Origin of the sequence: Halanaerobium saccharolyticum, assembly GCF_004362045.1 — a bacterium.
Classification (GTDB): Bacteria; Bacillota; Halanaerobiia; order Halanaerobiales; family Halanaerobiaceae; genus Halanaerobium; species Halanaerobium saccharolyticum_C.
This window is the reverse complement of record NZ_SNWX01000024.1, coordinates 21,417-48,274: the sequence shown is the minus strand read 5'-3', so window position 1 is coordinate 48,274 and position 26,858 is coordinate 21,417. Positions and strand designations below refer to the sequence as shown.

Genomic DNA, 26,858 nt, shown 5'->3' with positions numbered 1-26,858 from the left:
GTAGATAGGCCAGAGGTGTAAGTGTAGTAATACATTAAGCTAACTGGTACTAATAGATCGAGGGCTTAATCATTATTTCCTATATGTATCTTTGAATTTACAGTTTTTAATTTCAAAGACCAATTAATTTTTAACGCTTTTGATAACTTTTTTCAGTAAAAGAAAGAACTCGCTGCGCTCAAACAGCTTTCTTTTTTAACCTTCAAAAAGTGATAAAAAGCTAAATTAATAAGGTCTGAAATTAAAACAGAAATTCTGTTATCTTTTCTCAAAGTGAAAAGATCAATTACATAAGAGAAAAGAGCAGAATTACATGTAAATATATGACGCAATCGATGTGCTAACAAAAATTTGACCATGCGTCATAAAATGAAAAATTTTTAAATTTCCGGTGGTAATTGCGGAGGGGCAACACTTGTTCCCATCTCGAACACAAAAGTTAAGTCCTCCAGCGCCTATGGTACTGCATTGGTAACGATGTGGGAGAGTAGGTCACTGCCGGTCCTTTTTTTATTTAAATTAAAAATTCTAAATATTCCCATAATTACTTGACAATTTAGGAATCAGATGCTATTATAATAATCAGATAAATCCTAAAATTTTTTATGATGAACTACCTTAATTTTCTGTGAATTAAGGTAGTGCAATTAATCAGAAATTCAAATTTTTTAGAGTTGATATTTAATAATTTAAATTAAAACTATAATTGATCATTAGTTCATTTTCTTTTAAGCAATTCCTCATCTAACACTCCGCAATACATACATTATTTGATTAAGTTTATTTGTTTATTATCCCTTATTTCAAATAAGGGAGATCTCCTTTATGTTAAACTCCTCATCTGACTAATTTAAGTTCATTCAGTTAATTAATGTATTTATCTATATCTATGAATAGATTTATTTTTAACTGTTTTTAAAAACTTAAGGGGGTTAGAGTAATATGTTAAGTAAAACTTTTCATCGGGCGTTAATTTCTCTTGTTTTGACTTTTGTTCTTCTTTTAATGGGTACAATTATGGCTGGAGCAGTTAGTGTAAAAATGGAAAACTGGGGACAATATCGGGGTGAGCAGGTATATTTATACACTGTGACTAATAATAATGGAGCACAGATGAAAGTGACTAATTATGGTGGTAGAATAACTGCTTTAAAAGTACCAGACAAAAATGGAGATTTAGTAGATGTTGTCTTAGGTCTAGAGAGTCTAAAAGGTTATATAGAAAACCCAAATTATTTTGGGCCAGTAATTGGTAGATATGGAAATAGAATTGCTGATGGACAATTCACTCTTGACGGCAAAACTTATCATATAGCACAAAATAATGGTGACAATCACTTACATGGAGGGTTTGTTGGTTTTGATAAGAGGGTCTGGAAAATAAAAGCTGTTGAAAATAATAATGACGTGTCAATTGTTTTAAACTATCTTAGTAAAGATGGAGAGGAAGGTTATCCAGGTAATCTGGATATAAAAGTTACTTATACTTTAACCGATAATAATTCTGTTGTAATAGATTATATGGCAGTAACTGACAAGGCAACTCCCGTAAATTTAACTAACCATTCCTATTTCAATCTAAATGGAGTTAATGATACTGCATTAGATCATCAACTTATGATAAATGCTGATTATTATACTCCTATTGATGATGAGTGGATTCCTACAGGAGCTATTGCTAGTTTAGAAGGTACACCACTTGACTTTAGAGAAGCAACCAGAGTAGGAAAAAGAATAGAAGAAGATTTTGTTCAATTAGAAAATGGAGCTGGATATGATCATAATTATGTTTTAAATACAGAAGGAGATTTAGATCAAGTGGCAGCCAGTGTATATTCTCCGGCGACTGGAATCTTTATGGAAGTTTATACTACTGAGCCAGGAGTACAGTTTTACAGCGGCAACTTTTTAGATGGAAGTATTACTGGAAAATATGATAAGGTATATAATAAGCATGATGCAATTTGTTTAGAAACCCAGCATTTTCCTAATTCTCCTAATGTGAATCATTTTCCTTCTACAATCTTAAGACCAAATGAAGTTTATAAAACAACCACAATTTATGATTTCAGCACTAAGTAATTTAAATGGGAAGTAGATATTAGATCATATAGATCAGCTTAAGTATCTGCTTATTATTTTGGTAATTAAAATATCATTAAAATGGGGCTCTGTTTTTATTAATTTATAACTTCTGAAAAATGGAGCCCTTTTTTTGAAAAGCAAAAATTTTATTTAATTTTTGTAAACTGTTTGACAATTACAAATTTTAATGCTATACTTTAGCTACAGTCAAATAAAAAGTATAAGGTTGAGCCGAAGAGAAAACCTTATTGAGATTTAGAGGGGGTACTATACCCAATTTTATCTAAATTTCAATAAGGTTTTTTTGTATTTTAAAAAGTCTTTTTAAATCTGCAGATTTTTATATAAAAAGGAGTTGGGTTGTTATGGATAGTAGTTAAATAACTTAAATGGAGGTAAATTCAAAATGGAAAATGAAAATCTTTTTGGAGAATGTTTGTCTGAAGTAATTGGAACAGCTATTTTATTATTCTTTGGTGCTGGTGTGGTTGCAAATTTAGTTCAGATAGGAGCAGATATTAGCTGGTGGGAATTGTCTTTACTCTGGGGACTTGGTGTAACTATGGCTGTTTATATTACTGGTGGAGTTAGTGGAGCTCATATTAATCCTGCTGTTACTGTTGGTCTGGCCTCAGTAGGAGATTTTCCCTGGAAAAAAGTTGGACCGTTCGTTATTTCTCAGATAATTGGGGCTTTTATTGGAGCAGCTGGTGCATATTTTATTTATGCAGAACAATTTGTCGAAAAAACGGCTGCTAATATGACAGTTTTTCATACAATTGCTATGGATAATATTTCAAATCCAAAAGCAATGATGATTGAGCTAATCTTAACAGCAGTTCTGGTGATGGGAATTGCTGCAATGTCAGAGCCTCTTAACTCAAGTGCTCCTAAAGGATTAGGGCCAGCACTTTCGGTTGGTTTATTGGTTGCTGGAATTGGGGGGATTGGTGGTAAATTGACTGGTTTTGCTATTAATCCTGCTCGTGATTTTGGGCCAAAATTATTTACAGCTTTAGCTGGTTGGGGAGCAGCACCATTTACTGCTCATAATTATTATTTCTGGGTTCCAATTGTGGGGCCACTGCTTGGAGGAGTACTTGGAGCATTTGTTTACAAGAAGTTCATTAGAGCCTATTTACCGGATGTCTTAAAAGAAGGAGTAGCTAAAGAAGATATGATGACAGGAGATATCCTGGATGAAAAACAGAAGGCAACAATTGCAGAAGAAAAAAGGAATACTGAAGCGATAGCAAGAAACTAGTATTAAGCTATTTAAAATTTATTTTAACATAAAAAAATTAATAATGGGGGAATATGGAAATGGAAGATTATATTTTAGCAATTGATCAGGGTACCACCAGTTCGAGAGCAATAGTTTTTGACCATGACGGAGAAATAGTTAGTTCCTCACAACGAGAATTTACTCAGCACTTTCCTAAACCAGGCTGGGTTGAACACGATCCTGATGAAATTTGGGGGACTACCCTGGCTGTAATGGCTGATGCAATGGGTAGAAAAAATATTAATCCTTCTCAAATTGCTGCAATTGGAATTACCAATCAGCGGGAAACAACTGTTGTCTGGGATGCAGAAACAGGAGAACCGATACATAATGCAATTGTCTGGCAGGATAGAAGAACAGCCTCTATTTGTGATGATTTAAAAGATCGGGGATTAGAAGAAAAAATTAAAAATAAAACTGGTCTGGTTGTAGATGCATATTTTTCAGGTACAAAAATAAAGTGGCTGCTGGATAATGTACAGGGAGCCAGAAAAAAAGCTGAAGCAGGCAAATTAAGATTTGGAACAATTGACAGCTGGTTAATCTGGAAATTAACAGGTGGTAAAACACATGTAACTGATTATACTAATGCTTCCAGAACTATGGTTTATAATATCTTTGATTTAGAATGGGACCAGGAAATGCTTGATATTTTAGAAATACCAGAATCAATGCTGCCAGAAGTAAAACAGTCTAGTGAAGTTTATGCGGAAACAGTTGATTATCACTTCTTTGGTCAAAATGTTCCTATTGCTGGGATTGCTGGTGATCAGCAGGCAGCAACCTTTGGGCAGGTTTGCTACGAAAAAGGAATGGCCAAAAACACCTATGGAACTGGCTGCTTTATGTTGATGAATACAGGCGAAAAAGCGGTTAAATCAGAAAATGGACTTTTAACTACAATAGCATATGGTGTAGATGGTAAGGTTAATTATGCTTTAGAAGGCTCCATTTTTATTGCGGGAGCTGCAATTCAGTGGCTGCGGGATGAAATGGAACTGATTGATTCTGCTCCAGAATCTGAAGAACATGCAAGAAAAGTAGAAGATACAGGTGGTGTTTATGTAGTTCCGGCATTTGCAGGACTTGGTGCTCCTTACTGGGACATGTATGCCAGAGGAACAATTGTTGGCCTGACAAGGGGTACTTCTAAAGAGCATATAATAAGAGCTACTTTAGAGTCTATTGCCTATCAGAGTCGGGATGTTCTGGAAGCAATGGAAGCTGATTCTGGTATTGAGCTGAAAAAAATGAGAGTAGACGGTGGGGCTGCAATGAATGACTTTTTGATGCAGTTTCAGGCAGATATCCTGGGTTCAGAAGTGGAAAGACCTGAAATCAATGAAACTACAGCCCTTGGAGCAGCTTATTTAGCCGGTCTGGCTGTAGGGTTCTGGGAAAATAAAGAAGAGCTTATAGAAAAGTGGAAAAAAGATAAGGATTTCAAATCCGAGATGTCAGCTGACAGGAGAAAGAAATTATATGATGGCTGGAAAAAAGCAGTTGGGCGTTCTAAAGATTGGGCAGAAGAGTAAATTTAGTTTTTAAGAAAGGATTATTTATCAGCCGGATTTTCAAATCCGGCTGATAAAATTATAAAAATTTTATAATTTTTTAGGGGGTAAATTCATTGAGTAAAAAATATGATGTAATTATAATTGGGGCTGGAATTTCTGGCTGTGCAGTAGCCTGGAAATTAGCCAGATATAACTTAGACATTTTACTTTTAGAAAAAGAAGCAGATGTAGCTACAGGAACAACAAAAGCTAATACAGCAATTATGCATGCAGGTTATAATGCTGATCCAGATAAACTTAAAGGACGATTAAATGTAAAGGGAAATGAGGAAATTAGAGAAGTTTCTAAAAAATTAAATATTCCCTATAAAGAAATTGGATCATTGGTTGTGGGGCTTGAGGGTGATGATTTAAGCGTAATTGATGAATTATATCAAAAAGGACTTAAAAATAAAGTTAAAAATATGGAAATTGTAGATCGAGACTGGTTATTTGAACATGAACCAAACATTTCTCGAGATGCTGTAAAAGCTCTCTGGGCTCCAACCGCAGGGGTTATTACACCCTGGGAAGCTGCTCTGGCAATGGCTCAGAATGCTGTGGCAAATGGGGTAGAAGTTAAATTGCAAACAGCTGTTGAAGATGTCTTGACTGAGGAAGGAAAAGTTGTTGGTGTTAAAACTAATCAGGGTGATTTTGCTGCAGATTATGTGGTCAATTCAGCTGGACTATATGCAGATGAAATTGCAAAGATGGTAGGAATTGAAAAGATAAATATTACTCCTCGCAAGGGTGAATATTATATTTATGACCATGCCAAAGATTTTGCAGTTAATCATGTGGTCTTTCCTATACCAACACCGATAAGTAAGGGTATTGTAGTAACTCCTACAGTTGAAAATAATCTTTTAATCGGGCCTACCTCTGAAAATGTTGAGAGTAAAACAGATCTTGCGACAACTAAAGAAGGATTAAAAGAGGTTTATGAAGGAGCAAAAAAACTTTATCCAGACCTTGATCTCCGGGATACAATTAGAGTTTTTGCAGGCTTAAGAGCTGCAGATGACACTGAAGATTTTGTGATTGAAGCTGCAGAAAATGTTAAGGGATTTGTTAATGTTGCTGGTATTCAGTCACCAGGACTTGCTTCTTCTACAGCAATTGCAGGGTATACAGCTGATATTCTTAGAGATGAAGGCTTAACTTTATCAGAAAAGAAAAATTATATAGAAACTAGAGAAGAGCCAGTTAGATTTTATGAGATGACAAATAAAGAAAGAGCTAAAATGGTTGATCAGAATAAAGAATATGGACAAATTATTTGCCGCTGTGAAACCGTATCCTACAAAGAAATTTTGGATGCAATTAACAGTCCGGTAGGTGCCAGAACTGTTAACGCAGTTAAAAGAAGAACCAGAGCTGGTGCTGGAAGATGTCAGGCTGGATTCTGTGGTCCAAGAGTAGTCGATATTCTGGCTCAGGAACTTGGTATAGATCCGACTGAAGTTAAACAGGAAGAAGGAAATTCTCAGATTTTAGAATATAAAATCAAGCAATTACTGGGAAGCAGGGTGATGGGTAATGCTTAATCTAAAAAAAGATTTAGTTGTAATTGGTGGAGGACCAGCTGGGCTGGCTGCTGCAAAAAAAGCTTATGATGAAGGTATTGAAGATGTAATGATATTAGAAAGAGATTTTGAACTTGGTGGAATTTTGCCCCAGTGCATTCATAATGGATTTGGTCTTCATTATTTTAAGGAAGAACTTACTGGTCCGGAATATGCTCAGAGATTTATCAATGATGTAAAAGAAAGAAATATTGAAATAAAGCTTGATACTATGGTTCTGGATGTAACAAAAGATAGAAAAGTTTATGCAATGAATAAAAAAGAAGGTTTTCTTGAGATAGAGGCTGGAGCAGTGGTTTTAGCAATGGGTTGTCGCGAAAGGACTTCAGGTGCGATTGGAATTCCAGGTACAAGACCTGCTGGTGTTATAACTGCGGGAACCGCTCAGCGCTATACAAATATTGAAGGATTTGTGCCGGGAGATGAGGTAGTAATTTTGGGTTCTGGAGATATAGGTTTAATTATGGCCCGGAGAATGAAATTAGAAGGTGCTGATGTAAAAGCAGTTTGCGAGCTTTTACCTTATACAGGAGGTTTAACCAGAAATGTTGTGCAGTGTCTGGAGGATTATGATATTCCATTAATGTTAAATCATACAGTAACCGCAATTAAAGGTGAAGGAAGATTAGAAGCGGTTGAGATTTCTGAAGTTGATGAAAATCTAAAACCTATACCAGCAACAGCTAAAACTATTAAAGCCGATACTTTATTATTATCGGTAGGTTTAATTCCGGAAAATGAGCTTTCCAAAAAAGCTGATGTAGTCTTAGATGACCGCACTGGCGGACCAATAGTAAATGAAGGTCGGGAAACCAATATAGAGGGAATTTTTGCCTGTGGTAATGTGCTCCATGTTCATGATTTAGTAGACTGGGTAACAGAAGAATCTCAGATTGCGGGAGCTCATGCTGCAAAATATATTAAAAATAGCTTTGCTAAGACTAATAAGTGTGTAGATGTCAAAGCTGGAGAAAATGTGAGTTATGTTATTCCTCAGAAAATCGAACTTGAAGCTGGAGACCGCAAAAAAATTCCTCTTTATATGAGAGTATCAACTCCGTTAACCGCTGTGGATATCAACTTATATGCTGATGGAGAAAAATTATACTCATTTTCGGAACCTTTTGCCAAACCAGGAGAAATGATCAGTGTACCTCTGGCTCAGAAGACCCTGGATGACCTGGATAATTTAAATGAAATTAAAGTTGAGATAATCGAAAAGGAGGGAGAATAAAATGATAGAAACTAAAACCCTTACCTGTGTAGCCTGTCCAAAAGGCTGTGAAGTAACAGTTGAGTACGAAGGTGATGAGATTATAGATATTAAAGGAAATGCCTGTCCTCAGGGTCAGGATTATGCTAAAGAGGAGATTGTAGCTCCGACAAGAATCTTACCAACTACAATTAGAGTAAAAAATGGTGCTTTACCACTCTGTCCGGTGAAGACAACAAAACAGATACCATTAGAAAATATGTTTGAAGCCATGCAGATTATAGGGAAGAAAGAAATTGAAGCACCTGTTAAAATGGGTGAGGTTTTAATAGAAAATATAATGAATACTGGTGCAGATATTGTGGCTACCAGAGATATGCCAGAAGAAATATAGAAGATTATATTAAAATTGATAATACCAGGAGATTTAATAATTTTCTGGTATTTCCCCTATTTTCGGAATAAATTTAAAAAACAAGCAGGATTTTGCAGATTTAAATCAAAGTATATAGTAAGGGTTAAACATATATAATAAATTATAAATAATAGGGGATGTTGCTATTGCTAAAAAACATGGATTTAAAATGGAAAATAAGTTTGATTTTAACAATTATTGTAATTGCTGTTATGGCCGCGGTTTCATTTTTTACTTATAGCTATACTCGAGACATAATGTCTGATCAAATTGATCAGAGAATTAATCTGATTCGGGAAAATCATAGGCAGGAAATTTTGGGACAGTTAAATCGTCTTGAAGAGAGAACAAATTATTTTGCCAGTTTTGAAGATGTCTTTAATTTAGCTAATATGAGCAACTATTATATTGAAAATGGTGAGATTATTGATCTGGCTAATGGAGGCTGGATGAGCACCTTTATTAATAGGGCAGCATTGCTGAAAGATAATAATCGAATGTTTGAAGAAACTCAGTTTTCTTATGTGACAACCACTGATGGTCTGGTTCTGGTAGATTCGAGAATTAAAGGGGAAGAAAATATTTATGATTATGCCGGTAAAAAATTACCCGAAGACCAGTATAAGAATGTTTCCAGTGAAGAAGTACATATTATAAATGGTAAACCTCATGTCTTATTTCAGTCAGAGATTACTAATGAAACAGCTGAAGGGAAAAAAGAGGTAATTGGTTATTATGTAATGGCTACAAATCTTAATGTATTTTACAGTGATACCTTAGAGTCACTGGAAAATGTTTCGGCTTTTAGTTTGATAAATAGTAGTGGATATATTTTAAGTAATCTGGATAAATCATTGATGGGCACAAAAATTGAAGATCAATGGTTAACAAAACAGATTAATAGTCAACAAGAATCAGCAGTAAGAGTTGCTAATGGTAGAACTCAGTATTTTGATCAGATAAGTGAAGAATATGGTATATACATGGCTATTGATGTTCCACTTGCAGTAATTAATGGTCCGGTAAATAACCTGAGAAATATCATATTAGTAATTGCATTACTGGGAGTTGTTATTTTATTTGTTTCTAGTTATTTATTATTAAGCTGGCAGTTAAAACCACTTAAATCTCTGATCAATGCCTTTGATCAGCTGGCCTCTGGTAACTTAAGTGATAAAATATTATTAACTGATAGTGCTGATAAGAATGATGAAATAGGAAAGTTAAGTCGTTCATTTAATAATATGGTTAAAGAATTTAAAGAAGTGATTTTAAATATTAATCAGGCTTCTGATGAGGTAGAAGAATCATCAACCTATTTAAAAGAGGTTTCAACTGAAGTTGGAGATGTTTCGACTCAGGTAGCTCAGTCAATCAATGATGTAGCTTCTGGTGCTGATGATCAGGCAGCCAGTGTGGATAATATTAATCAGCAGATTAAAACTCTGGCCGGGGATATAGAAAAGCTGAAACAATCGAACCAGGAAGTGGAAAATTTAGCAGAAGAAATGGAAACAGCTGCAGTAGGTGGAAAAGTAGAGATGGATAAAGTTAGCAGCCAGATGGCTAAAATCAGAAATGCTATTCAGGAAGTTGCCTCTGGAATTTCTAATTTAGAATCAATTTCTAATGAGATTGATGAGATTTTAAATATCATTAATAATATTGCTGAACAGACTAATTTACTCGCTTTAAATGCAGCAATCGAAGCAGCAAGAGCTGGAGAAGCCGGACGAGGTTTTTCTGTAGTTGCAGATGAAATTAGAGAACTGGCTGAAGAATCGGTAAATTCAGCGGGAGAGATCAGAAAATTAGTAGAAGATGTTAAGCAGGAAACTAAAACTGCAAGCTCACGGATGGATGATGGAATTGATGAAATTAAGAATGGGGAAGAAGTTGTCAGCAGCGCAGAAGAATCTTTTGCTGACATAGAAGAAAAAATCAGAAATGCTGCAGAAGGAATTGCTGATTCTATTAAAATTGTAGCAGATGTAGACCGCTATACTGAAGAAATTGTAGAAGAAGTTGGTGAGATTGCCAGTATTTCTGAAGAAACATCCGCCAATACTGAAGAGGTGGCAGCCGCCAGTCAGGAACAGAATGCTTCTATCGAGGAGATTACATCCCTGGCTGATTCACTGGCTGAGATGTCGACTAAATTAAATCAATTAGTCAAACGATTTGACTTAAATTCTTAAAATCTTTATTATTAGCTCCCAGCCTCCAGGCTGGGAGCTTTCTTAAGGGAGGAAAAAAATTGAAACATTTGGCTGGTTATTTTAGTAAGTATCCAATTATTCCGGCTATTAGAAATATTAAAGATTTGAATAAAGCAATGAAAATTAAAGATTCAGTTTTAATATTTTTACTAACTGGTTCAATTTTTGATCTTGAAAAATCGATGCAGCTGGCACACGATAATGATAAAATTTTAATGGTAAATATTGACCTGGTTAATGGGATCGCTCATGATAGAGAAGGTATTAGGTATCTTGCCGAAAATGATTTATGTGATGGGATAATTTCAACTAAAGGTTATTTAATCAAAGAAGCCTCAAAATATAATTTAATGACTATTCAGAGGGTCTTTCTTCTGGATTCTGCTTCTTTAATTAGTGCAGAAAAATCACTGAATTATCAGACTGTTGATGCAGTAGAAATTTTACCGGGAATTGCAGCCCCTTATTTTATTGAACGACAGAAGCAGAGCAGATGTGACTATCCAGTTATTGCTGGTGGTTTAATTCAAAATAAAACTGAAGTTGAGAGCTTAAAGGAAAAAGGAATTTTTGCTGTATCAGCTAGTGATCATCAGCTGTGGAATTATAACAAAAAGGGTGGTAATAATGGGTAAAAAATTAATTAATGATCCGGATAATGTGGTTCAGGAAATGATTGAAGGAATCGTAATGGCCAGCAGTCAACGACTGGAAAAATTGGACAGTTATAATATTGTAGTTCGCAAAGATGCACCAGTAGAAAAAGTTGGCCTGGTTAGTGGAGGCGGTAGTGGTCATGAGCCGGCACACGCAGGTTATGTAGGCCAGGGAATGTTGGATGCTGCTGTAGCAGGCGATGTCTTTACCTCACCAACTCCTGATGCGGTTTTTGAAGCAATTAAGACAGTTGATAGTGGTAATGGGGTTTTATTAATTATTAAAAATTATACTGGAGACATTATGAATTTTGAAATGGCAGCCGAAATGGCAGAAGCAGAAGGTATTGAAGTTGATCAGGTAGTTGTCAATGATGATGTTGCCGTAGAAGATAGTCTCTATACAACTGGCAGGCGGGGTGTTGCTGGTACAGTATTTGTACATAAGATTGCTGGAGCTAAAGCGGCTCAGGGTGCTGACCTAAAAGAGGTAAAAAGAAGTGCAGAAAAGGTTATAAAAAATGTGAGAACAAAAGGAATGGCTATTAATCCCTGTCAGCTGCCGGCAGCTGAAAAATCTACTTTTTCCCTAGAGGAAGATGAAATGGAAATGGGGATTGGAATCCACGGTGAGCCAGGTACCGAAAAAACTAAATTAAAAAACGTAGATCAGATAGTGGAATTATTATTGGCTGATATATTATCAGATTTAGAAGTGGAAGCAGAGGAAAAAGTTGCCCTGATGATTAATGGAATGGGTGGGACTCCCCTAATGGAGCTCTATATAGCCAATAGAAAAGCTAATCAGCTGTTAAAAAGTAAGGAGATCGAGATTTATAAAACTTATGTAGGAGAATTTATGACCTCTCTGGAAATGGAAGGTCTTTCAATTACTATTTTGAAGTTGGATGATGATTTAATTAATTTGTTAGAAGCAGAAAGTGAAATTAATCTATTATAAGGATTGTGGTAAAAATGGTTAATAGAACAAAAAAATTATTGTTAAAAACAGCAGCTGTAATTATTGAGAACAAAGAGTATTTAACAGAATTGGATGCTGCGATTGGTGACGGAGACCATGGTATAAATCTTGCTCGAGGTTTTAAAAAGTTAAAAGAAAAATTAGAAAAAGAGAATTTTGAAGGCAGAGATGAGTTATTTAAACTGACAGCAATGACTTTAATTTCTAATGTAGGTGGTGCTTCTGGCCCCCTTTATGGGACCGCATTTTTAAATATTTCTAAGGTGATTTCAGATAATAAACTTGACCTGGATGATTTAGTAGAAATTGCCGAAGAATCTATAGCTGGTATCCAGAAAAGAGGTAAAGCTGAAGCCGGCGAAAAGACAATGCTGGATACCATAATTCCTGCAGCTGAATCATTAAAACACAGTCGGGCTAATAAAGTCGATTTAGAAACTGCTTTAAATAATTGTTTAGAGAAAGCTGCTGAAGGAATGAAAAGCACTATTGAAATGCAGGCAACTAAAGGGAGAGCCAGTTACCTGGGTGAGAGAAGTATCGGACATCAGGATCCAGGAGCAACATCTTCTTATTTAATGATTAAAACATTTATTAAAAGTTATTTAAATTAAAAGAGGTGTAGAAATGGTTAATATATTAATTATATCTCACAGTTTAAAAATTGCTGAAGGCACTAAAGAATTAGCGGAAGAGATGAAACAGGATGAGGTTGATATTCAAATTGCTGGAGGTATAAATAACGGAGAGCTTGGTACAGATGCTGATCTGATTGAACAAAAATTACAAAATATGGATTATAAAGATGGAATTGTTGTCCTGGCAGACTTAGGAAGTGCGGTTATGAGTTTTAATATGGTTAAAGAATGGCTGCCAGAGGAAAAACAGAAATTAATTAGACTGGCTAATGCCCCCCTTGTTGAAGGAGCGGTCTTAGGGGCGGTTGAAGCAAGTTTAGGTAAAAATTTAGAAGAAGTAATGGCCACAATTGAAGAAAATTCGATAATAAATAAAAATAATTTGTAAAAAAGGATGAAATTTGGGTTGTACTTATGATAAAATATATAAATGAGTGACATTTATTAAAATAAAAATACGAAAGGATGATCAGATTGGTAGAAGAAAAGAAGGTTATAATCACTAATAAGACCGGTCTGCATGCCCGGCCTGCAGCACAATTTGTGCAGAAAGCAGGTAAATTTGATTCAAAAATAGAAATTATTTTTGAAGAGAAGGAAGTTAATGCAAAGAGTATTATGGGGGTTATGAGTCTTGGTGTTGGTAAAGGTAATGAGATCGTTGTTAGAGCTGAGGGTGATGATGCTGCAGAAGCGGTAAAAGAATTAGTTGATTTTATTGAAGTTGAGATGGCCAAAGAGGATGAGGAGTGATTTTAGTGAAAGGAATTGCTGCTTCACCAGGAATTGCTATTGGCAAAACTTTAGTTAAAAAAGACCAAAAAATTGAAATTGACAGAAGAAACATAAGTGAAGATCAGGTAGATGAAGAAATAGAAAAACTGCATTCTGCACTTGCAGAGGCAAAGGGATCTTTAGAGGAGTTAAAAGAACAGACTGCTGAAAAAATGGGTGAAGAAAAAGCAGAAATCTTTGGTGCCCACCTTATGATTCTGGATGACCCGGAAGTTATTCCTGCATTTGAAGATAAGATAAAAGACGATAAGCTCAATGCAGCTGCAGCAGTTAAAGATGTTGTGGATGAATATGCAGCTATGTTTTCAGCTATGGAAGATGAGTACTTAAGAGAACGTGGTTCTGATATTAAAGATGTTGGAATGCGGGTTGTGAAAATTCTATTGGGAGTTGAAGATATTTCTGATAAACTGGATGAAGAAGTAGTTATAATAGCAGAAGACTTGACTCCATCTGACACTGCTCAATTTGACACAGATAAAGTTCTTGCTTTTTTAACCAAAGACGGTTCTAGAACTTCTCATACTGCTATTATGGCCAGGTCCCTCGGCATACCGGCTGTGGTTGGTCTTGGTAGTGAGTTAATTGAAAAAGCAGAAGATGATATAGACATAATTGTAGATGGAAATAGTGGAAAAGTTTATTTTTCACCTGATGAATCTACACTGGAAGAATATAAAGAAAAACTTGCTGAATATAAAGCAGAACAAAAAAGACTGGAAACTTATCAGGATAAAAAAGCTAAAACTAAAGACGGTACAGAAGTTGAAGTAGTGGGAAATATGGGGAATGTAAATGATATTACTCCTATTTTAGAAAATGGGGGAGAAGGAGTAGGTCTATTCCGGACCGAATTTCTTTATATGGACCGCAATCAACTACCTACCGAAGAAGAACAATTTAAAGTTTATAAAGAAGCTGCCGAAAAGATGGGTGATAAGCCTGTCATAATTAGGACTCTGGATGTTGGGGGAGATAAAGATTTACCTTATTTAGATTTTCCGGAAGAAATGAATCCCTTTTTAGGATATAGAGCTATTAGAGTCTGTCTGGAAAGAGATGATATATTCAAACCTCAGCTGAGAGCAATTTTACGAGCAAGCCAGTATGGAAATTTAAAAATTATGTTTCCGATGATTTCTTCTCTTGAAGAACTGGATGAAGCAAAATTGATTGTGGAAGATGTAAAAAAAGAACTTAAAGAAGAAGGACATCAATTTAATGAAGATATTGATATTGGAATGATGATAGAAATCCCATCAGCAGTTATGATTGCTGATTATCTGGCTCAGGAAGTTGACTTTTTCAGTATCGGAACAAATGATTTGATTCAATATACAATTGCAGTAGATAGAACAAATGAAAAAATTGCTCCGATGCATACACCCTATCACCCCGCAGTTTTAAGATTAATAAAAATGACTATTGATGCTGCTCATAAGGAAGGTATCTGGGTCGGTATGTGTGGAGAAGCTGCTGGTGATGAATATTTGATACCATATCTTTTAGGTGTTGGATTAGATGAGTTTAGTATGAGTGCGGTTTCAATTTTAAAAACTAAAGAAATTCTTTCTAAATGGACTGTTGAGGAAGCACAAAAAGAGGCCGAAAAAATACTGGAATTAAAATCTGATACAGCAGTAAAATCTTATCTCAAAACAATTGAAAAATAAAATTACAATTAAATCCGGGCGGCATTTTGCTGTCCGGTTTCTTTTGATTTTTTGTATTATTACTATCTATCGATTTATCTTATAACATTATATATATTGACTAGAACCAGGAGGGATTAAATGCAGGATAGTTTAGATGAATTCAATGAATTTAGATCTGAAATGAATGATTTGATATTAGAAGAAGGAGATCTGAATACCAAAAGATTTTTTAATCTGGATCATAAAGTTTATCAGGATGGGAAACTACCCGCTAAAACTAAAGAATTATTAGGACTGGTTTCCTCTCTGGTTTTAAGATGTGATGATTGTATTACATATCATATAATTGAAGCAGTTAAAAGAGGATGGTCCAGAGAGGAAATTTATGAAGCGATGAATGTTGGTTTAATTGTTGGAGGCTCAATTGTAATTCCCCATTTGAGAAGAGCGGCTAAGCTTTTAGAGGAGCTGGAGCCTGATAAGAGTAAAGAGGACATTTCAGCTGTCGAGAAGGAAGAAAGTTCAGATGAGTCTGATAAGAGAGAAATGAAAAATTTAGATAAATATCAGGAGTTTAAAGTATACACTGATGGAGCCTGTCTCGGGAATCCGGGTCCAGGGGGATATGCTGCAGTTATTTTAAATCCAGATTTTCAAAAATTAAAAACAGTTTCAGGATCAGAAAAAGATTCTACTAATAATAGAATGGAATTAAAAGCAGTAATTGAAGCTCTAAAGATAATTCCTAAAAATACCAGGGTAGAACTTTATAGTGATTCAACTTATGTACTTAACGGATTATCAAACTGGATAGAGGGCTGGAAGAGAAATGGCTGGAAAACAGCAGCTAAAAAGGCAGTGGCCAATCAGGATTTGTGGCAGCAATTGGATCAACTTAGTTCTGACTTTGAATTGACTTATCAGAAAGTAAAAGGCCACAGTGGTGATCAATTTAATGATGAAGTTGATATACTGGCAAAAAAAGAAGCAGAAAAAATTTAATTTTTCTGCTGACATTTTGGACAAATTCCGCTAAACTCTAAGCGATGAGAATGAGCGATAAATTCAGTTTTAGTATTTATTTTATTATTTAAATCTACATTTAAGTCGAGATCTAAATCATAAACTCCTCCACATTTTTGACAGCGGAAATGATAATGATGAACAGGATTACCATCATAGCGACTGTGGTTACTTCCATAGTCTAAAACATTAATTTCACCGTTTTCTGCTAAAACATTTAAATTTCGGTAAACAGTACCTAAACTAATGTTTGGAATTTCTTTTCTAACTTTTTCATATATCCAATCAGCTGTAGGATGAGATTTAGTACTTTTTAACACCCTCAATATTGCCCTGCGCTGTTTAGTCATTCTAGTATTCGTGGCCATATTTATCCTCCTAAGATTTATTAATAATCATTATTATCTTAAATATAATTTTAGCAGAAATTTTTTAGATATTCAAGTAAAACTTATTATTTCAGAAAAAGGGTGATGATTTTGTCAAAGAAAAAAGAAAAAAGAATTTTAACAGGTGATAGACCTACAGGTAAACTGCATTTAGGCCATTATGTTGGCAGTTTGCAGAATCGAGTTGAATTACAGGATAAATACGATACATTTTTAATTATAGCAGATGTTCAGGCACTAACTACAAATTTTGATAGGCCGGAGAAATTAAAGGAAGATGTGAGACAGGTAGCAAGAGATTATCTCGCTGCTGGAATTGATCCTCAAAAAACTACTATCTTTGTACAGTCACTTGTACCAGAAATTGCAGAGTTAACAGTTTTTTATTCAATGATAGTTACAGTAAATCAGCTGCGGCATAATCCAACTATTAAATCTGAAGCTGAACAGTATGGGTATAAAGAAATGTCTTATGGATTTTTAGGTTATCCTGTAAGTCAGGCTGCTGATATTACTTTCTGCCGCGCAAATCTGGTTCCTGTAGGGGAAGATCAGATTCCACATATTGAACAGACGAGGAAGATTGTCCGTAAATTTAACAATATGTACGGAGAGGTTTTTCCAGAACCGGAAGCTTTAATCAGTGATTTCCCAAGGTTGATGGGACTTGATGGTAAGAACAAAATGAGTAAAAGTTTAAATAATGCAATTTATTTAAGTGATAGTAAAGATCAGGTTGCTCAAAAAATAATGAAGGCTAAAACTGATCCAGCCAGGATTCATAAAGATGATCCGGGCCATCCCGAAGTCTGTACAGTTTTTCATTATCATCAAGCATTTAATACTGAAGAATCTGATGAAATTGCAGAAAAGTGCAGGGCTGGAACAATTGGCTGTGTCGCCTGTAAAAAAAGAATGGCTGAAAAGCTAAATGATTTTTTAGAACCAATGCGGGAGCGAAGAAAGAAGTATCTTGAGAATCCAGAATTAGTAGATCAGATTTTAATTGAAGGTACCGAAAAAGCAAGAAAAGAAGCACAGGAGACATTAAAAAAAGTAAGAGAAGTTATGAAAATAGATTATTTTAATAATTAAGTTAGAAGGGAGGGGTTCTATTGCTGAATTCAAAGATGAATATTGCCCTTTTTTTTGGTGGTCGATCAGCTGAGCATGAAGTTTCTTTACTCTCTGCCCGCTCGATTTATCAGGCCTTTAATCAGGAAAAATATAATATTTTCCCTGTTGCCATCAGCAAGAAAGGTTTTTTTAATTCTCTTGAAAAATCAAAGGAAATTTTGCTGGGAGATAAAAAAAAGGTTCCAGAGCTCAAAAGGGATAATATTTTACCTCAAGAAGTTCTTCAATTTCTGGAAAAAGAAGTTGATTTAGTTTTTCCTGTACTCCATGGACCTTATGGAGAAGATGGAAAAATTCAGGGCTTTTTAGATACTTTAAATATTAAATATATTGGCTGTGATCTGACATCCTCGGCAGTGGGAATGGATAAGGCTGTGATGAAGCAGATTTTTAGTTTTTATAATATACCCCAGAGTGATTTTGAAATACTAAAAAAAGATGAATATAACAGTCAAAAAACTGCAGATCTTTTTGCAAATTTTGCAGAAAATTTAGGACTCCCATTTTTTATCAAACCTGCTAATATGGGATCCAGTATTGGAATTAGTCAAGTTGAAAATCTGGCTTCATTTAAAAATGCTCTCCAGGAAGCGTTTAGATATGATAAAAAATTAATAATTGAAAGTAGTATCCAGGGGAGAGAAGTAGAATCTGCTGTATTGGGTACAGCAAATGACATTAAAGTTTCTACAGCAGGAGAAATCATTTCTACCCATGATTTTTATGACTATCAGGCTAAATACGAAGATCAGAGTACAGAATTAATTATTCCGGCTGATATTTCTCCAGCAAGCCAGCAAAAAATTAAAGAATTATCGCTTAAAGCCTTTAAAGCTGTGGGAGCAGAAGGAATTTCTCGACTTGATTTTTTTGTTAACGAAGAACAGGATCAGATTCTGGTAAATGAAATTAATACGATGCCGGGGTTTACAAAGTTTAGTATGTATCCTTTACTTTTTAAAGAGAGTGGAATAACATATACTGAACTTCTAGATAAACTGGTAGAACTTGCTTTAAAAAGGAAAAGTTAAATGGAAAAAATTCATATTTTACATGCAGATATGGATGCTTTTTTTTCAGCAGTTGAGCAGCGTGAGAATCCTGAACTTAAAGGTAAAGCTGTAATTGTAGGTGGGGTAAATTTAAGTAATCGTGGTGTTGTTTCTACTGCCTCTTATGAGGCTCGAAAATTTGGCGTTCACTCGGCAATGCCTGTTGCTCAGGCAAAAAAATTATGTCCTGATGGAATTTATTTACCTGCAAGGCATAAACTGTACAAAAATGCTTCTAGAGAAATTTTTTCTATCTTAAAGAAGTATACTCCTTTAGTTGAAAAACTCTCTATTGATGAAGCTTTTTTGGATGTAAAGGGCTGTGACAGATTATATGGCAGTGCAGTAGAAATTGCAAAGAAAATAAAAAATGAGGTAAAAAAAGAAACTGAACTGACCATTTCTGTTGGGGTTTCGGTCAATAAATTTCTGGCTAAGCTGGCCTCGGATTATGATAAGCCAGATGGCCTGACTGTGATTAAAAAAAATGACATTAAAAATTTTATGCGTAAGCTTGATATTGATCAAATCTGGGGTGTTGGAGATGTTTTTAGCTCTAAATTGGCAGAGGAAAACATTTATAAAGCCAGTGATATCTGGCCATATTCTCTGGAAGAATTAAAAAAGAGGTATGGAAAAGCTGGGGTTAAGTTATTTTTTCTTTCCCGGGGAATAGATAAACGAGAAGTAAAAAGTCAAAGTCAAATTAAATCAATCAGTCATGAAGAAACTTTTGCTGATAATATTGAGGATAGAGATCGTTTATTTGCTTATTTATTTAAGATGAGCGAAAAAGTATCTTTTCGCCTCCACAGCAACTCTCTTAAGGGTAGTACTGTTTTTATTAAGGTCAGGTATTCTGATTTTAGTACTTACAGCAGGCAAAATTCTCTCAAAGTTGCTGTAAACAGCAGTGAAGAAATTTATCAGAGAGCAAAAGAACTGTTAATTCAAAATGATTTATTAAATAAACCTCTGCGATTATTGGGGCTTGGGGTTTCAAATCTCTGTCAGGAAGGGCAGGAACAATTAAATTTATTTGCAGAAGGTGAGGATCAATTAGACAAAACTATAGATCAATTAAAACGAAAATATGGATTCAATAAAATATCACGAGCTAGAAAATTATACTTAAATAATGATGACTAAAAACCCACCGTTTGCGGTGGGTTTTTAGTTTGTCAGGTAATTATTTATGTTTAATAAAAATTTATTATTTTTTTTTGATAAATATAAAGGACTTTTCTATTTGATGTAGAATAAAATTATTAAGTGGTGAAAAGTGGAGTAAAAGGGTAGAAAGTGGGAAGTGATATTATGTTTATGGGAGAATACACTCATAATATGGATAATAAAGGACGTTTAATCATCCCTTCTAAGCTCAGGGAAGACTTAAGTGAGCAGTTTGTTATTACTAGAGGGCTTGATAATTGTTTATTTCTTTATCCGATGGCTGAGTGGAAAGAATTAGAAAAAAAATTAACTTCCCTACCAATGACCAGTAAAAATGCCCGAAATTTTGTCCGCTTTTTCTTTTCAGGAGCTAACGAATGCGAATTAGATAAACAGGGAAGAGTTTCCCTACCAATAAATTTAAGAGACTACGCTGATTTTGATCACGAAATAGTTATAATCGGTCTGGCAAATAGAATTGAACTCTGGGCCAAAGAAAAATGGGATACCTACATGGACGATGTAGAAGATTCTTATGAAGATATTGCAGATGCAATGGAAGAATTAGGAATCTAGAAAGGATTTTAATATGGATTATACTCATCAGGCTGTATTATTAGAAGAAGCAATTGAATATTTAAATATAAAAGAAGACGGAATTTATTTAGATGGGACTTTAGGTAGAGCTGGACACAGTTCGGAAATTCTAAAAAACTTATCTGAAGAAGGTAAATTAATTGCAGTTGACCGGGATACTGCTGCAATTGAGGCAGTAAAGAAACGTTTTCCAGATGAAGAATCTTTAATTTTAGCACACTCAAATTTTCAGGATTTTGATCAGGTGCTTGCAGAATTGGGGATTGAAGCTGTTGATGGAATGCTCTTTGATTTAGGAGTTTCTTCTCCCCAGCTGGATAATCCTGAACGAGGATTTAGCTACCAAAAAGAGGGCCCTTTAGATATGAGAATGAATCCAAAACAAAAATTAACTGCAGGGGATATAGTAAATAATTACTCTCAGGCAGAATTAGAAAAAATTATTACTGAATATGGAGAAGAAAACTGGGCTGCTCGAATAGCTGAATTTATAGTTAAAATGAGAGCTGAGGAGGAAATTAAAACTACCAGTGATCTGGTGGAGGTAATTAAAGCTGCTATTCCTAAAGCTGTCAGAAGAAGTGGTGGACATCCGGCCAGAAGAACTTTTCAGGCTTTAAGAATTGAAACTAATAATGAACTGGAACAGCTTAAAAATCTAATTGATAAGGCAGTTGACTATTTAAAACCGGGTGGTAGGCTGGTAATAATAACCTTTCATTCACTGGAAGATAGAATAGTAAAACATAAATTTAGAAACCTGGCAAAAGATTGTACCTGTCCACCAGATTTTCCGATCTGTGTCTGTGATAAAGAGGCAAAAGTTAAGGTTATAACTAGGAGTCCGGTTCAGGCTTCAAAGGAAGAAAAGGAATCAAATCCACGCTCAAGAAGTGCCAAGATGAGAGCAGCAGAAAAAATTTAAAGAGGGAGGTAATAAAATGTATACGGAACCAGGTTATGAAAATGGAGTTTCTCAGAGTAATTATCTCAATGAGTCATCCTATAATTTTACAAATGTAAAAAAACAGGCCTTAACAATATTATATATATTTATGATGGTTTTTATTAGTATCTCCATATTGTTATATATTTCTCAAGTTTTAAATATCAATCAGAGCAGTTCTAAACTGCTGCAATTAGAGGAAAAATTAGAAACTATTAAGTTAAAAAATGATCGGCTGGAAGTAGAATTGGCCAGCAAAACTTCTCTGGCAGAAATCGAAAAAATTGCCAAAAGAGAATTGAATATGATTGAGCCAGATAAAAGGGTAACCCTGGTTTATAATAATCAGAGTGAAAAAAAAGAAAAATTTATGGCTGACATTCCAAAAGAAAAGTTTTTCTTAGCACAAATTTATGATAAAATAATTAGTGAAGTAGCTACTGTTCAGGCAGAATCATTTGAATAGGAGGATTATATTTGCAGCGATTTGAAAAGACTGTAAAAAATAGAGTAATATTCTATTTTGCAATTATCTTTATATTATTTATTATTCTGGCTTTAAGACTTGTCTGGATTCAGATAATTAATAGTGCAGAATATAAACATATGGCATTAAGTCAGCGGGTCAAAGAATTTGTAGTAAATTCAGAAAGAGGAATAATCTATGATAATACCGGCAGGAAACTTGCAGTCAGCTTACCGGCAAAGACTGTGGTTGCTCTGCCGGATAATATTATTAATCCAGAAAAAACTGCTGCTGAACTTGCTGAGATTCTGGACAAAGATTATAATACTATTTATAGACGAATAATTTCTGATGCAGCTGCAATTTTTTTACAGCGAAAAGTTAGTCGGAAAACATTTCAGAAAATCGAGAATAAGAATTTAAAAGGGATTACATTTACTGAAGAAAGTAAAAGATATTATCCTGAGGGAGAGCTGGCTTCTCATATTATTGGTTTTACTGGTGTAGATAATAATGGACTTAATGGATTAGAACTTTCTTATAATAATTATTTAAGTGGTAAAGCCGGAAAAATTATTGTAGAAAAAGATGCAGAAGGTCACACAATCCCCAATGGGGTTAGAGAGGCTGTTCCCGGTAGAGATGGGTATAATGTCCACCTGACTATTGATGAAGTAATTCAATATATGGCAGAAAAGGAACTTGAAAATGCTGCTAAAACCTTTGATTTTTCAGGGGGTTCAGTTATTGTTATGGATTCTTCTAATGGAGATTTACTTGCAATGGCCAATACTCCTACTTATAATCCAAATAATTTTGCTAATTACCCGGAGAAAAACTGGCGTAATAGAGCAATTAGTGATGTTTTTGAACCCGGGTCTACTTTTAAAATAATTACTGCTGCTTCTGCTCTCGAGGAAGGGGTAATTACTGAAAATGATATTTTAACTGATCCAGGTCATATTTATGTAGAAAATGAAGAAATAAGCTGTTGGAGTAGTATTGGTCACGGATCTCAGACTTTTGCTGAAGTTATAAAAAATTCATGTAACCCTGGTTTTGTTGAAGTTGGTCTCAAGATGAAAAAGGAAACTTTTTATTCTTATATTAAGGCTTTTGGTTTTGGAGAACAGACAGGAATTAGATTACCAGCAGAGGCAGCGGGGATTATTCCGGATTACCAAAAAATTGGTCCTTTAGAACTGGCAACTTTTTCTTTTGGACATGGTATTTCAGTAACTCCGATTCAGCTGGTAACGGCAGTGGCAGCAGTTGCCAATGAAGGAAAGTTGATGAGACCGCGGCTGGTAAAAAGAGTTGATACTGGCAGTAATTCTGAAGATATAATCAATGAACCTCAGGTTGTAAGACAGGTTATATCTAAAAGTACTGCTGATAAAACAAAAGAATTATTAAAACAGGTAGTAGAAAGTGGAACAGGAACTCAGGCTGCCATTGAGGGTTATGAAATTGGGGGAAAAACTGGTACCGCCAAACACTATAATGAGGATATTTATGATTCTTCTTTTATTGGTATTGTACCTGCTGGAGACAGAGATCTAGTTATTTTAACTATTTTATATGATATTAAAGGTGAGACCTATTATGGTAGTCAGACAGCAGCTCCTGTTTTTAAGAATTTGACAGCCAATATTTTGAATTACTTAAATATTAAACCCGGTCAGGATAATGATTTTTATTTTAAACAAAGTCAAAGAGAAATTATAGTTCCTGATTTAATAGGGTCTGATTTTTTAAGTGCAGAAACCAGTTTGAGAGAAAAAGGATTTAATGTTAAACTAATGGGGGATGGCGAAGTTGTAAGAGCTCAACTTCCTGCATCTGGAGTTAAAGCAAATTATAAGTCTACAGTCTGGCTCTTCAGTGAGAAGAAACAAAGAGAACAAATGCTGATTGCGGTACCGGATTTTAGAGGTCTAACTGGAATTGAAGCAGAAAGACTTGCAGGAGAAAAAGGTCTGAAATTGATTTTAGATGGTTCCGGAAAAGTTGTAGGTCAGTCAGTTTACCCGGGAAGTAGAATTAAAAGTTCTAAAAAAGTAAATTTAAAACTCCGATAGTTAGTAAGTTGAACAATTAGTTGTGGAGGTTGTTTTTAAGATGAAGTTAAAAAATTTGTTATATAATATAGATTATGAATTAAAAAAAGGTAGTTTAGAAAAGAAGATTACCGAGATTAAATATGATTCCCGGATGATAGAAAAAGATAATCTTTTTGTAGCCATTTCCGGATTTGAAGTTGATGGACATCGTTTTATTGACCAGGCTATAAAAAACGGTGCCACAGCAGTAGTTATAGAAGATGAGCTTTCAGATTACCAGAGTGGGGTCAGTTATATTAAGGTTAATAACAGCAGAAAAACAATGGCTCAACTGGGTAAAATTTTTTTTAAAAACCCCCTGAAAGATATTAAGTTGATAGGAATTACTGGAACTAATGGTAAGACCACAACTTCCTATTTATTATACAACATTTTAAAGGAAGCCAGAGGTAAAGCAGCTCTTTTTGGTACTATTAAAAACATAATTGGCAGCCGGGAGCTTGATTCAAAAAGAACAACTCCGGAATCTGTTGATTTATACAGATATTTTTCTCAGATGCGAGAAGAAGAAGTGGAATATGGGGTGATGGAGGTTTCATCACATGCTCTGGATTTATATAGGGTTGAAGGGATGGAATTTGCTGCTGCTATTTTCACAAATATTAGCCCCGAGCATCTTGATTATCATAAAAATCTGGAGAATTATCGAGCAGTTAAATCTCGATTATTTGCTCAGTTAAATTCAGATCAATATGCAGTAATTAATCTTGATGATACAAATGCTGATTATATTCAGGAAAAATCAGGCGGAAAGAATTATTTTTACAGTTTATCTTCTTCTAGAGCAGATTTATATACTTCTGATTATGAACTGCATCAGAGAGGTATGGAATACAGAACAGCAGGTAGAATTGAGACCCTCTTTAAATTGAATTTAGGTGGAGTTTTTAATATCTATAATTCTCTAGCTGCAATTTTAACAGCTGATCTAATGAGAGTTGAACAGGAAACTATTAAAAAGGCTTTAACTAATATTCCTGCTGTGCCGGGACGTTTTGAAATCATAAATGCAGGCCAGGATTTCCAGATAGTGGTTGATTATGCACATACTCCAGATGGTATGAAAAATGTTTTAAAAACAGCCAGTGTTATGGATAAAAATAAATTAATTGTACTTTTTGGTTGTGGGGGAGATAGGGACCGCAGCAAAAGAGCCGCAATGGCTGCTCTGGCAGAAAAATATGCTGACTATACAATTGTCAGTAATGATAATCCACGCAGTGAAGAACCAGCAGAGATATTTGCTGAAATAGAAGCTGGTTTTAGTACGGATTTTACTAATTATGAAGTTATTGCTGATCGCAAAAAAGCAATTAAAAAAGCAATTATGCTGGCCCAAAAAGATGATTTAGTGATGCTTCTGGGCAGAGGACACGAGAAGTTTCAAATATTAAAAAATAAAAAAATAGAGCTTGATGACCGAAAAGTTGCCTATCAGGCTGCGGTAGAAGCGAAAGGAATTTAAATGGAGAGATTAAGTTTAAATAAAATAATTAAATTTTCTGGAGCAGAATTGTTACAGGGAACTGGTGAGCAAATAATAGAAGAAATTGTGATTGACAGCAGGGAAGTTAAGAAGAATTATTTATTTATCGCAATCATTGGAGAAAATCAGGATGGACATATATATCTGGAAGATGCTGTAAATAATGGAGCTGGGGCAGTAATTGTTGATCGGGAAATTGAAAGTGATTTTCTCAAAAACTCAGAGGTGGCTGTATTAAAAGTTGCTGATACTACCAGGGCTCTGCAGGATATTGCTCATAATTATAGAAAAACATTTGCTGATTTAAAAGTGGTTGCGGTGACAGGAAGTGCTGGTAAAACCACTACTAAAGATTTGATCTATTCTGTCCTTTCTCAAAAATATAATTGTTTAAAAACTGAAGGAAACTATAATAATCATCTGGGACTTCCTTTAACTCTGTTACGCTTAACAGCTGAGAAAGAAATTGCTGTTCTGGAAATGGGAATGAGTGCTTTAGGAGAAATTGAGCTGCTTGCAAAAATAGCAGTACCTGATTTTGGGATTGTAACTAATGTTGCTGCAGCCCATCTAAAACAGCTGGGTAGTCTGGAAAATATTGCTCAGGCAAAAAAAGAATTAATTGACCAGCTCAAAGAATCTGACACTGCAGTCTTAAATTACGATAACTATTATACCAGAAAAATGGGAGAAACTACAGCGGCAGAAGTAATATATTTTGGTTTTGAAACGGGGGCAGATCTGCAGACAATAGATTATTCTTTTGACAAAAATAAAGAAATCTTAAATTTTAAAGTGAAATATGGAGATGAAGTTTATAATTTCAAATTTAATAAAGCCGGTAAACATAATATTTATAATGTGATGACTGCCCTAATTACAGCATTTAAACTAAAGCTTGGTTTAAGTGAAATTCAGCAGGGTTTGCTGAAGACAAAATTTTCCTCCAACAGAATGGAGTTTGTTGAACTAAATAATGGTTCCCGGATTATAAATGATAGTTATAATGCCAATCCTCTGGCTGTAAAAGCTGCTCTTGATGTTTTATTTGAGTTAAAGGCAGAGAGAAAAATAGCTGTTTTAGCCTCTATGCTGGAATTAGGTTCGGAAAGTAAGGTTAAACATCAGGAAATTGGTGCTTATGCTGCAGAAAAAGAAGTGGATTTATTGATAACAATTGGTAGTAAAGCTAAAGATATTGCAGCTGGAGCTGAGTCTAAAATGCAGACAGAAAAATTAATAATTTTGAATGATAACCAGGAATGTATTGATTTTCTTGCTGCTGAAATAAAAACAGATGATTTGATTTTAATCAAAGGATCAAGAGCCAACAAACTGGAAGAAATAGCAGCTGAATTAAAAAATAAGGAGCTCTAAA

General features: G+C 34.7%; 24 protein-coding genes, 1 rRNA gene and 1 pseudogene. 25 read left to right on the top strand and 1 reads right to left on the bottom strand.

Annotation, left to right across the window (positions count from 1 at the left end; translation table 11 throughout):
* Window positions 1–387: 387 nt before the first annotated feature.
* The 16 genes and pseudogenes from rrf to rnhA all read left to right on the top strand — a co-directional run bounded on the left by rrf (window position 388) and on the right by rnhA (window position 16,090).
* Window positions 388–504: ribosomal RNA gene (gene rrf / locus DFR79_RS12345) — 5S ribosomal RNA — on the top strand.
* Between the two features lie 438 nt (window positions 505–942).
* On the top strand, window positions 943–2,082 hold the full coding sequence (locus DFR79_RS12340; protein WP_133515789.1) for an aldose epimerase family protein: 1,140 nt from the start codon (window positions 943–945) through the stop codon (window positions 2,080–2,082).
* Window positions 2,083–2,491: 409 nt separating this feature from the next.
* Window positions 2,492–3,349, top strand: a complete 858-nt coding sequence (locus DFR79_RS12335; protein WP_133515788.1) for an MIP/aquaporin family protein — start codon at window positions 2,492–2,494, stop codon at window positions 3,347–3,349.
* A 59-nt stretch (window positions 3,350–3,408) separates the two neighbouring features.
* Window positions 3,409–4,905 carry a glycerol kinase GlpK gene (glpK, locus tag DFR79_RS12330; protein ID WP_133515787.1) on the top strand — a complete coding sequence of 499 codons (1,497 nt, stop codon included), beginning with the start codon at window positions 3,409–3,411 and terminating at the stop codon, window positions 4,903–4,905.
* A 95-nt stretch (window positions 4,906–5,000) separates the two neighbouring features.
* Window positions 5,001–6,476: an NAD(P)/FAD-dependent oxidoreductase gene (locus DFR79_RS12325; protein WP_133515786.1), complete on the top strand. Its 1,476-nt coding sequence runs from the start codon at window positions 5,001–5,003 to the stop codon at window positions 6,474–6,476.
* Window positions 6,469–7,749 carry an NAD(P)/FAD-dependent oxidoreductase gene (locus tag DFR79_RS12320; RefSeq protein WP_133515785.1) on the top strand — a complete coding sequence of 427 codons (1,281 nt, stop codon included), beginning with the start codon at window positions 6,469–6,471 and terminating at the stop codon, window positions 7,747–7,749. The genes DFR79_RS12325 and DFR79_RS12320 overlap by 8 nt, the downstream gene beginning before the upstream one ends.
* A gap of 1 nt (window position 7,750) precedes the next feature.
* Window positions 7,751–8,122 (top strand): DUF1667 domain-containing protein, encoded by a 372-nt coding sequence (locus DFR79_RS12315; RefSeq protein WP_133515784.1) that lies wholly within the window; start codon window positions 7,751–7,753, stop codon window positions 8,120–8,122.
* 167 nt (window positions 8,123–8,289) lie between these two features.
* Window positions 8,290–10,341 (top strand): methyl-accepting chemotaxis protein, encoded by a 2,052-nt coding sequence (locus DFR79_RS12310; RefSeq protein ID WP_166638049.1) that lies wholly within the window; start codon window positions 8,290–8,292, stop codon window positions 10,339–10,341.
* A 59-nt stretch (window positions 10,342–10,400) separates the two neighbouring features.
* The gene (locus DFR79_RS12305) at window positions 10,401–10,997 is read left to right on the top strand and encodes a glycerol-3-phosphate responsive antiterminator (RefSeq protein WP_133515782.1); all 597 of its coding nucleotides are present in this window, start codon (window positions 10,401–10,403) and stop codon (window positions 10,995–10,997) included.
* Window positions 10,990–11,979 carry a dihydroxyacetone kinase subunit DhaK gene (gene dhaK / locus DFR79_RS12300; RefSeq protein WP_133515781.1) on the top strand — a complete coding sequence of 330 codons (990 nt, stop codon included), beginning with the start codon at window positions 10,990–10,992 and terminating at the stop codon, window positions 11,977–11,979. Before DFR79_RS12305 ends, dhaK begins: the two co-directional genes overlap by 8 nt.
* 5 nt (window positions 11,980–11,984) lie before the next feature.
* Complete coding sequence (gene dhaL, locus DFR79_RS12295; RefSeq protein WP_432207098.1) at window positions 11,985–12,614, top strand: dihydroxyacetone kinase subunit DhaL; 630 nt, start codon at window positions 11,985–11,987, stop codon at window positions 12,612–12,614.
* 13 nt (window positions 12,615–12,627) lie between these two features.
* A complete protein-coding gene (gene dhaM, locus DFR79_RS12290) occupies window positions 12,628–13,026 on the top strand; it encodes a dihydroxyacetone kinase phosphoryl donor subunit DhaM (RefSeq protein WP_133515779.1) in 399 nt (132 codons plus the stop codon).
* Window positions 13,027–13,112: 86 nt separating this feature from the next.
* Window positions 13,113–13,391 carry an HPr family phosphocarrier protein gene (locus DFR79_RS12285; RefSeq protein WP_208107546.1) on the top strand — a complete coding sequence of 93 codons (279 nt, stop codon included), beginning with the start codon at window positions 13,113–13,115 and terminating at the stop codon, window positions 13,389–13,391.
* Window positions 13,388–15,106, top strand: a complete 1,719-nt coding sequence (gene ptsP / locus DFR79_RS12280) for a phosphoenolpyruvate--protein phosphotransferase (protein WP_133515777.1) — start codon at window positions 13,388–13,390, stop codon at window positions 15,104–15,106. Before DFR79_RS12285 ends, ptsP begins: the two co-directional genes overlap by 4 nt.
* Window positions 15,107–15,226: 120 nt before the next feature.
* Window positions 15,227–15,484 (top strand): annotated as a pseudogene (locus DFR79_RS16495) (carboxymuconolactone decarboxylase family protein); the annotation flags it as partial.
* A gap of 150 nt (window positions 15,485–15,634) precedes the next feature.
* Complete coding sequence (rnhA, locus tag DFR79_RS16490) at window positions 15,635–16,090, top strand: ribonuclease HI (protein ID WP_347814035.1); 456 nt, start codon at window positions 15,635–15,637, stop codon at window positions 16,088–16,090.
* Here rnhA and DFR79_RS12270 read toward each other — a convergent pair.
* Window positions 16,087–16,479 carry a Fur family transcriptional regulator gene (locus tag DFR79_RS12270; RefSeq protein ID WP_133515775.1) on the bottom strand — a complete coding sequence of 131 codons (393 nt, stop codon included), beginning with the start codon at window positions 16,477–16,479 and terminating at the stop codon, window positions 16,087–16,089. The genes rnhA and DFR79_RS12270 overlap by 4 nt on opposite strands.
* A 111-nt stretch (window positions 16,480–16,590) precedes the next feature.
* Between DFR79_RS12270 and trpS the strand changes: the two genes are divergently transcribed.
* From trpS to DFR79_RS12225, 9 genes are all read left to right on the top strand, one after another.
* Window positions 16,591–17,595 carry a tryptophan--tRNA ligase gene (trpS, locus tag DFR79_RS12265; protein WP_133515774.1) on the top strand — a complete coding sequence of 335 codons (1,005 nt, stop codon included), beginning with the start codon at window positions 16,591–16,593 and terminating at the stop codon, window positions 17,593–17,595.
* Window positions 17,596–17,615: 20 nt separating this feature from the next.
* Window positions 17,616–18,668, top strand: coding sequence for a D-alanine--D-alanine ligase family protein (locus DFR79_RS12260; RefSeq protein ID WP_133515773.1), 1,053 nt, complete (start codon window positions 17,616–17,618; stop codon window positions 18,666–18,668).
* Window positions 18,669–19,838 carry a DNA polymerase IV gene (gene dinB, locus DFR79_RS12255; RefSeq protein ID WP_133515772.1) on the top strand — a complete coding sequence of 390 codons (1,170 nt, stop codon included), beginning with the start codon at window positions 18,669–18,671 and terminating at the stop codon, window positions 19,836–19,838.
* A 168-nt stretch (window positions 19,839–20,006) separates the two neighbouring features.
* The gene (gene mraZ, locus DFR79_RS12250) at window positions 20,007–20,438 is read left to right on the top strand and encodes a division/cell wall cluster transcriptional repressor MraZ (protein ID WP_133515791.1); all 432 of its coding nucleotides are present in this window, start codon (window positions 20,007–20,009) and stop codon (window positions 20,436–20,438) included.
* Window positions 20,439–20,451: 13 nt separating this feature from the next.
* Window positions 20,452–21,384, top strand: a complete 933-nt coding sequence (gene rsmH, locus DFR79_RS12245) for a 16S rRNA (cytosine(1402)-N(4))-methyltransferase RsmH (protein WP_133515771.1) — start codon at window positions 20,452–20,454, stop codon at window positions 21,382–21,384.
* A 16-nt stretch (window positions 21,385–21,400) separates the two neighbouring features.
* A complete protein-coding gene (locus tag DFR79_RS12240; protein ID WP_133515770.1) occupies window positions 21,401–21,871 on the top strand; it encodes an FtsB family cell division protein in 471 nt (156 codons plus the stop codon).
* Between the two features lie 11 nt (window positions 21,872–21,882).
* Window positions 21,883–23,952, top strand: coding sequence for a PASTA domain-containing penicillin-binding protein (locus DFR79_RS12235; RefSeq protein WP_133515769.1), 2,070 nt, complete (start codon window positions 21,883–21,885; stop codon window positions 23,950–23,952).
* Window positions 23,953–23,992: 40 nt separating this feature from the next.
* A complete protein-coding gene (locus DFR79_RS12230; protein WP_133515768.1) occupies window positions 23,993–25,459 on the top strand; it encodes a UDP-N-acetylmuramoyl-L-alanyl-D-glutamate--2,6-diaminopimelate ligase in 1,467 nt (488 codons plus the stop codon).
* Window positions 25,460–26,857 (top strand): UDP-N-acetylmuramoyl-tripeptide--D-alanyl-D-alanine ligase, encoded by a 1,398-nt coding sequence (locus DFR79_RS12225; protein WP_133515767.1) that lies wholly within the window; start codon window positions 25,460–25,462, stop codon window positions 26,855–26,857.
* The last annotated feature ends 1 nt before the right edge of the window (window position 26,858 follow it).